At 66.3% G+C, this 6,634-nt stretch carries 8 protein-coding genes; 5 read left to right on the top strand and 3 right to left on the bottom strand.

All coding sequences use genetic code 11. From position 1 onward, the window contains the following. The 3 genes from WAO18_RS21050 to WAO18_RS21040 form a co-directional block, all read left to right on the top strand. Positions 1-860: acyl-CoA dehydrogenase family protein (locus WAO18_RS21050; protein ID WP_422208170.1), on the top strand; the 860-nt coding region annotated here is incomplete at its 5' end. Beyond that, a complete protein-coding gene (locus WAO18_RS21045) occupies positions 857-1,798 on the top strand; it encodes an acyl-CoA dehydrogenase family protein (RefSeq protein WP_422208169.1) in 942 nt (313 codons plus the stop codon). The genes WAO18_RS21050 and WAO18_RS21045, both read left to right, overlap by 4 nt. 10 nt (positions 1,799-1,808) lie before the next feature. After that, on the top strand, positions 1,809-2,978 hold the full coding sequence (locus WAO18_RS21040; RefSeq protein WP_422208168.1) for a pyridoxal phosphate-dependent aminotransferase: 1,170 nt from the start codon (positions 1,809-1,811) through the stop codon (positions 2,976-2,978). Here WAO18_RS21040 and WAO18_RS21035 read toward each other — a convergent pair. The 3 genes from WAO18_RS21035 to WAO18_RS21025 are packed head-to-tail and all read right to left on the bottom strand — an operon-like array spanning position 2,975 to position 6,084. Further along, positions 2,975-3,802: an arylamine N-acetyltransferase family protein gene (locus tag WAO18_RS21035; RefSeq protein WP_422208167.1), complete on the bottom strand. Its 828-nt coding sequence runs from the start codon at positions 3,800-3,802 to the stop codon at positions 2,975-2,977. The genes WAO18_RS21040 and WAO18_RS21035 overlap by 4 nt on opposite strands. Before the next feature lie 30 nt (positions 3,803-3,832). Continuing rightward, entirely contained in the window at positions 3,833-4,924 is a 1,092-nt protein-coding gene (locus WAO18_RS21030; protein WP_422208166.1) for a methyltransferase, read from the bottom strand. Beyond that, positions 4,924-6,084: an FAD-dependent oxidoreductase gene (locus WAO18_RS21025; protein WP_422208172.1), complete on the bottom strand. Its 1,161-nt coding sequence runs from the start codon at positions 6,082-6,084 to the stop codon at positions 4,924-4,926. The genes WAO18_RS21030 and WAO18_RS21025 overlap by 1 nt, the downstream gene beginning before the upstream one ends. Positions 6,085-6,303: 219 nt before the next feature. Between WAO18_RS21025 and WAO18_RS21020 the strand changes: the two genes are divergently transcribed. Together WAO18_RS21020 and WAO18_RS21015 are read left to right on the top strand one after the other, a co-directional pair. Then, positions 6,304-6,483, top strand: a complete 180-nt coding sequence (locus WAO18_RS21020) for a hypothetical protein (protein ID WP_422208165.1) — start codon at positions 6,304-6,306, stop codon at positions 6,481-6,483. Positions 6,484-6,501: 18 nt separating this feature from the next. Then, complete coding sequence (locus WAO18_RS21015) at positions 6,502-6,633, top strand: hypothetical protein (RefSeq protein WP_422208164.1); 132 nt, start codon at positions 6,502-6,504, stop codon at positions 6,631-6,633. Position 6,634: the final 1 nt, after the last annotated feature.

Here is a 6,634-nt window from a genome sequence, read left to right as displayed (position 1 = left end):
GCGGCGACACCGCGCCCGGCCGCAAGGTCTGGGCAAGACTGGCCGACTTGGGCGTCACCGCCCTGGCGGTGCCGGAGCGGTTCGACGGCATCGACGCGCATCCGGTCGACCTGGTCGTCGCGCTCGAACGCCTGGGCCGCTGGGGCGTACCCGGCCCCGTGACCGAATCCATCGCCGTGGCACCGGTTTTGCTGGCCGACGACGAGCGTTGCTCTCAATTGGCCACTGGTGAGCTGGTCGTCACCGTCGCGCTTCCCCCGCAGGTGCCGCGCGCCACCGACGCCGACACCGCCGGGCTGACATTGCTGGCCGATCCGGACGGACACGTCAGCGAGGCCCGTCCCGGCGAGCAGCATGAGTCCGTCGACCCCAGCCGCAAGTTGTTCGACGTCGTCGCCGGCGCAACGACGTGGCAGGCGGATGTGGCACGCGGGTACGAGTTCGGCGCGCTGGCCACCGCGGCCCAATTGATCGGGGCGGGCCAGGCCCTGCTGGACGCCGCCGTCGACTACGCCAAACAACGCACCCAGTTCGGCCGGGCCATCGGTTCCCACCAGGCGATCAAGCACAAGCTGGCCGACGTGCATATCGCTTTGGAGTTGGCCCGCCCACTGGTGTACGGCGCCGCGCTGTCGCTGGCCGATCGGTCGCCGGACACCGCCCGCGATGTGAGCGCCGCCAAAGCGTCGGCTTCCGATGCCGCATTGCTTGCCGCACGATCGGCGCTGCAAACCCACGGCGCCATCGGTTTCACCGCCGAGCACGACTTGTCGCTGTGGCTGCTACGGGTCCAGGCGCTGCGACCGGCCTGGGGTGACCCGGCCACCCATCGGCGACGGGTTTTGGAGGCCATCCAGTGAGTGACGAACGGGAACTGCTGCGCGAGACCGTAGCGGCGCTGGTGGCCAAGCACGCCTCCCCCGCCGCGGTGCGCAAGGCGATGGAATCCGACCGCGGCTACGACGAATCGTTATGGCGGCTGCTGTGCGAGCAGGTCGGCGCCGCAGCTCTGGTGGTGGCCGAGGAATTCGGCGGTGCCGGTGGCAGTCTCGGTGACGCGGCCGTCGTTGTCGAAGAACTCGGCAAGGGTCTGGTGCCCAGCCCGCTGCTCGGCACGACGCTCGCCGAACTGGCGCTGCTGGCCGCGGATGAGCCCGACGCCGATGCGTTGGGTTCGTTAGCCGAGGGCGCGGCGATCGGTGCGGTGGTCTTCGACCGCGACTACGTGGTCAACGGCGACGTTGCCGACATCGTCATCGCGGCCGACGACGGCAAGCTCGACCGGTGGACGAAATTCAGCGCCGAGGCGCTCCCGTCCATGGATCCCACTCGCCGGCTGGCCCGGCTGACACCGGAGGACACGGCGCCGGTGGGTAAGGATCCCGGTGTGGCCGATTCCGCGGCGATACTGCTGGCCGCCGAGCAGGTCGGTGCCGCCGCTCGTTGCCTGGAACTGACCGTCGACTACACCAAGGAACGTCAGCAGTTCGGTCGACCGATCGGCAGCTTCCAGGCCCTCAAGCATCGGATGGCCGATCTGTATGTCGCGGTGCAGTCCGCACGCGCCGTCGTGAACGAGGCCGCGGATGCACCGTCGGCGACCTCGGCGGCGCTGGCACGCATCGCAGCCACCGAGGCGTTCAGCACGGTGGCCGCTGAAGGCATCCAACTTCACGGCGGTATCGCTATCACTTGGGAACACGACATGCAGCTGTATTTCAAACGTGCACATGGCAGTTCGCATCTTCTCGGCTCGGCGGCCGACTACTTGCGCCGGCTCGAGTCCGAAGTGTTCTAACGTTGACCGCATGACCGATGGGGTCGCGCTACGCGCCGGGGTTCCGCCGTTCTACGTGATGGACGTCTGGCTGGCGGCCGCCGAACGTCAACGCAGTCACGGTGATCTGGTCAACCTGTCGGCGGGCCAGCCCAGTGCCGGCGCTCCGGAACCGGTGCGCGCCGCCGCGGTAGCTGCGCTGAGTCGCAATCAGCTGGGCTACACCGTAGCGCTGGGCATTCCTGAGCTGCGGGCCGAAATCGCGGCGTCGTACCTCGACCGGTACGGCGTACAGGTCGAGATGGACGACGTGGTGGTGACAACAGGATCCTCCGGTGGTTTTCTGCTGGCCTTCCTGTCCTGCTTCGACGTCGGCGATCGGGTAGCGGTCAGCAGCCCCGGCTACCCCTGCTACCGCAATATTTTGACCGCGCTGGGGTGCGAGGTCGTGGTGATCGAATGTGGCCCCGAGACCCGTTTCCAGCCCACCGCGCAGATGCTGGCCGAGCTCGACCCGCCGGTGAAAGGCGTTGTGGTGGCCAGCCCGGCCAACCCGACCGGTACGGTCATCCCGCCCGAGGAACTCGCAGCGATCGCGTCATGGTGCGACGAATCGAGAGTTCGACTGATCAGCGACGAGGTCTACCACGGGTTGGTCTACGACGGCGCCCCGCAAACCAGCTGCGCGTGGAGCACGTCGCGGAATGCCTTTGTGGTCAACAGCTTTTCCAAGTATTTCGCGATGACCGGATGGCGGCTGGGCTGGCTGCTGGTGCCGGCCGAGCTGCGCCGCGCGGTGGACCGTCTGACCGGAAACTTCACCATCTGCCCACCGGTTCTCTCGCAGCACGCCGCGGTCGAGGCGTTCACACCGCAATCGGTTCAGGAAGCCGAGGCGCATCTGCATCAGTACGCCGCTAATCGTGCGACGCTGCTCGACGGTCTGCGACACATCGGCATCGACCGGCTGGCGCCCACCGACGGTGCGTTCTATGTCTACGCCGACGTCTCCGATTTCACCGATGACTCGATGGTCTTCTGTTCAAAGTTGTTGGCCGACACTGGAGTAGCGATCGCACCCGGTATCGACTTCGATCCGGTGCGCGGCGGCTCCTACGTCCGGCTCTCCTTCGCGGGGCCGGCCGGCGATATCGAGGAAGCGTTACGCCGGATCGGATCCTGGCTTCCGCATCTCGGTTAGGACGCCAGCCGGTCGATGCGCGCTTCGAGCGCCGGGCGTTCGCCGGTGTCGGCCAGGTTGATACCGAAACGGTCGCCCAATACGTCGACCACCGTCGCGGCATCAGGCAATTCGAGCTTCTGCGTCCCGCCGCCGCCGTGCACAGACAGATGGCGACCCGATAGGTTGCATCGCCCGTCTGCGGTCACCAACGAAGCCATCAATGTTGTGACGAAATGCGACGACGGGTGGGTCGAGACGTACCAGCTGCCGATGACGAGATCGATCGGCGGCGCTGTCTTGGTGGCGAATTCGTACAGGGATTGCCATTCGCCGCGAATTTCAGCCTGCAGCACCAGCGTGTCCGCGCGGCCCTGCAGCCGGTACGGCTCGTGGGTTGTCTGCTGGACGCTGCCGGTTTCCAGACGAAGAGGCGATGTCGGCGTCTGGCCGCCGAAACCCACGTCGACCAGGAACAGCTGCGGCGCACCGGGCGGGGCTACGCCCAACAGGGTGTGGGTCAGCGACGGCACCGCCGCTCCGGGGGCCGCTCCCCAGACCACCCGGGCCGCGAACCGGCGCACCCCGAAGCCCAGTTCTTCCAGCACATAGCCCATCAGGCCGTTGTGCTCGTAGCAGTAGCCGCCGCGGCGCCGATGAACCAGCTTGTCGGCCAACGCCTCTGGACTCAGGTCGTCGACCGGCACGCCCAGCAGCGGATCAAGATTCTCGAACGGAATGGTCTGGGTGTGCGCCGTCACCAATTCCTGCAGGACATCGAGGGTCGGGTCCGCCGCGCCGCGGTAGCCGATCCGCGCGAAATACCCGGTCAGATCCAGCGTCATGTGGGCCATTGTGTACCAGTGACGGCCGGTTCACGCTACGCGGGCCTCCACGAGGCTCAGCGGCGATGCGGTCGGCACCAAGCGGGTCATCTGAAACCCGGCCTGACTGAGCAGGTTTCGGTACTCGGCGGCGGTACGCTCCCGGGCTGCCAAGTTCAGCAGCATCTCCAGGTCGGCCCATTTCCCGGGGAAGTCCCGATCGTGTTCGGGGATCACTAATTCCACCAGCAGGATGGTCGAATCTTGTTGGGCGGCGGCGCGAACATTGCGCAGAATCTGCACCGCTTTCTGGTCGGGCCAGTCGTGGATGATGTTCTTCAACACGTACGCGTCGCCACCCGCGGGAATGCCGTCGAAGAACGATCCCTCCTCGATACGTACCCGATCGGCCACACCGCGCTCGAACAGAAGCTTCGGCGCCGCCGAGACCACCGCCGGCAAGTCGTACAGCACGCCTTGTGAGCCCGGCGTCGCGGCCAGGATGGTAGCCAGCAGCGGTCCGTGGCCGCCACCGACGTCGACGATCGTGGGATAGGCACCGAAATCGTAACCGGCCGCCACCGAAGCATCGGTCAGCTGCGAAATACTCGCCATCGTTCGGTTGAAGAGATCCGCGTGCTGGGGATCCACGGCGAAATAGTCGAAGCTTTCCTTGCCGTGTAATACCGGCACTATTGATTTTCCGGTTCGAATCGAACTCCCCAGCAGTGTCCACCGCGCGCGTTGCTCAGCCGATCCGTAGAACTTGGCCGCCCACATCATCGATATTTCTGCGTCTGAACACAAGGTGCGGGCAAGAGGATTCAGCTCGTAGCGGCCGTCGCGACGATGACGGAAGACGCCTCGCCCGATCAATGCGCGCAGCAGCCGACCCAAGGCGTCCGAGTCCGCACCGACCTTCGCCGCCAACTCATCGATCGTCAACGGCCCATCGGCCAGTGCGTCGGCGACCCCCAACTCGGCGGCGACGGTGATCGCCTGCGACGCCCAGGTTGCGATGATCATTTCCATCATCGCCGCGGGCGCCGGCATCAAGCGCTGGTTGAGCCGGTACAGGTGATGGCGTACCCACTCGACGACACGGGCCGCCGCGGCAGGCGGCACCTTCGCCGTCGTCGACATCACCTGACCTCGGCAAGAGCCGTGCCACTGATCTCAGCCGAGATGTCGCGGTGACTAGACCAGCCGAGGAATCTCGTCAGCGCCCACGTCACCAAGCGGTCGGAGATGAGCGCCGCGGGCCGCAGCACCGCCTCGCTGCGCGACACCTGCTGGGTGGTCACCCAGGACACCGCCTTGACCTTGCGGTGGCGGGTGCGCTCGTAGCGTCGCAGAGCCTTGCTGACATCACCGCCGCCCCGGAGATCCGAGAGCGACTTTCGCAACACCATCGTGTCCAGCAGTGCCTGATTGGTGCCCTGCGCGAGGGTGGGTGGCATCGCGTGTGCGGCGTCGCCGAGCAGCGTCACCGCGCCCGTGCCGGCGCTGGGAATCGGGTGCCGAAAATGCGGGAACGGCGACGGGGCCAAATCGTCGTCGGTCAGCGTCGCAAGTACTTCGTCGACCATGGGGGACCACCCCGCGAAGTGGGAGCGGATCATCTCGATCGGTTGCTGCGGCCTGAGAAAGCCGGGCGCCCAAGGTAAGTCGAACCACCACTGCAGAGAAGAGCCACCGGCCGGCCACAGCCCGAGGTTTCCGTGTTCGCCGATCATCATCCTGGCGATGCGCGGTTCGGCGATGCCAGGCACCGTGACAAGGCCTTGCCAGCTGCACCATCCGGTCGGCTTAGCGGGTGGCGCTCCGACCACATCGCGGACAACCGAGTGCAGACCGTCCGCGCCGATCAGCACATCCCCATCGGCTGAGCTGCCGTCTTCGAAGTCGATCCGTACGCCGTCGCGGGTATGGACCACCCGCTCCACCCGGGAGTTGCAGCGGACGCGGTCGAGCGGAAATCCGGTGAGCAGCCGCTCGAGCAGAATCCGGCGCGGGACCATCCGAATCGATGCGCCGAGCCGGGTGATCATCGCGTCGAGGTCGACGGTGGCCAGCGGGCGACCCGACGATGTCGTGATCCGCACTGAGGACAGCGGCTGACCGGCGCCACTCATGTCGACACCCAGCTGGTCGAGGACGGTGGCGCCGTTGGACCAGATCGTCACCGCTCCGCCGCCCGCTGTCACGTTGGGTCGCTGATCGAAGACGCTGACGTCGTAGCCGTCGCGCATCAACCCGCGGGCGACTGAAATGCCGCTCACGCCGGCGCCGACGACCAGTATCCGTGGTTTCAATCGATACCCGCCCTAGTCCTCGGCGTGCCGTTCGTAGTCCCACCGCTCCAGGCGCGCCTGCAGGCTCACCAGACCGTACCCGGCGACCGGCGCACCGATCGAAAAGTAGACCATCAGCAGGGGACTCATCTCGGAAACCTTTCTCGTACCTACTGCTACCACGCGATACTCCGACTAAAAGTTCACTGCGGCGCCTAGCATCCCGGCATGACCGGCTTCGCGGACCTGCCGCCCGAGGACCAGCAGGCCATCGGCAAGACGCTGCTGACCTTGCTGATCGGCTTCCGGGACCGCGATGCGGAGGCCCTGCAGGCGGTGTACTCCGATAACGCCGATTGGGTCAACGCCTGCCCGAGGGACCACCCGAAAGGAAATTTCGCGTGCTGACACCCCCAGGTCGTTCTGGTGCTGGTCGGCGGCGCGCTCGACCGGGACAATTTCTTGCTTCGCGCATTGCAGCGTCAGGCCGACCGGTCGTGGCTGATTGTCTCGGAGATGTTCCAGGATGCCAACGCCGCGACGACCTACGCGCAATGAC

Origin of the sequence: Mycobacterium sp., assembly GCF_049278535.1 — a bacterium.
Taxonomy (GTDB): Bacteria; Actinomycetota; Actinomycetes; order Mycobacteriales; family Mycobacteriaceae; genus Mycobacterium.
Note: the sequence above shows the minus strand (reverse complement) of the source record. Positions and strands in the feature narration are given on the sequence as shown.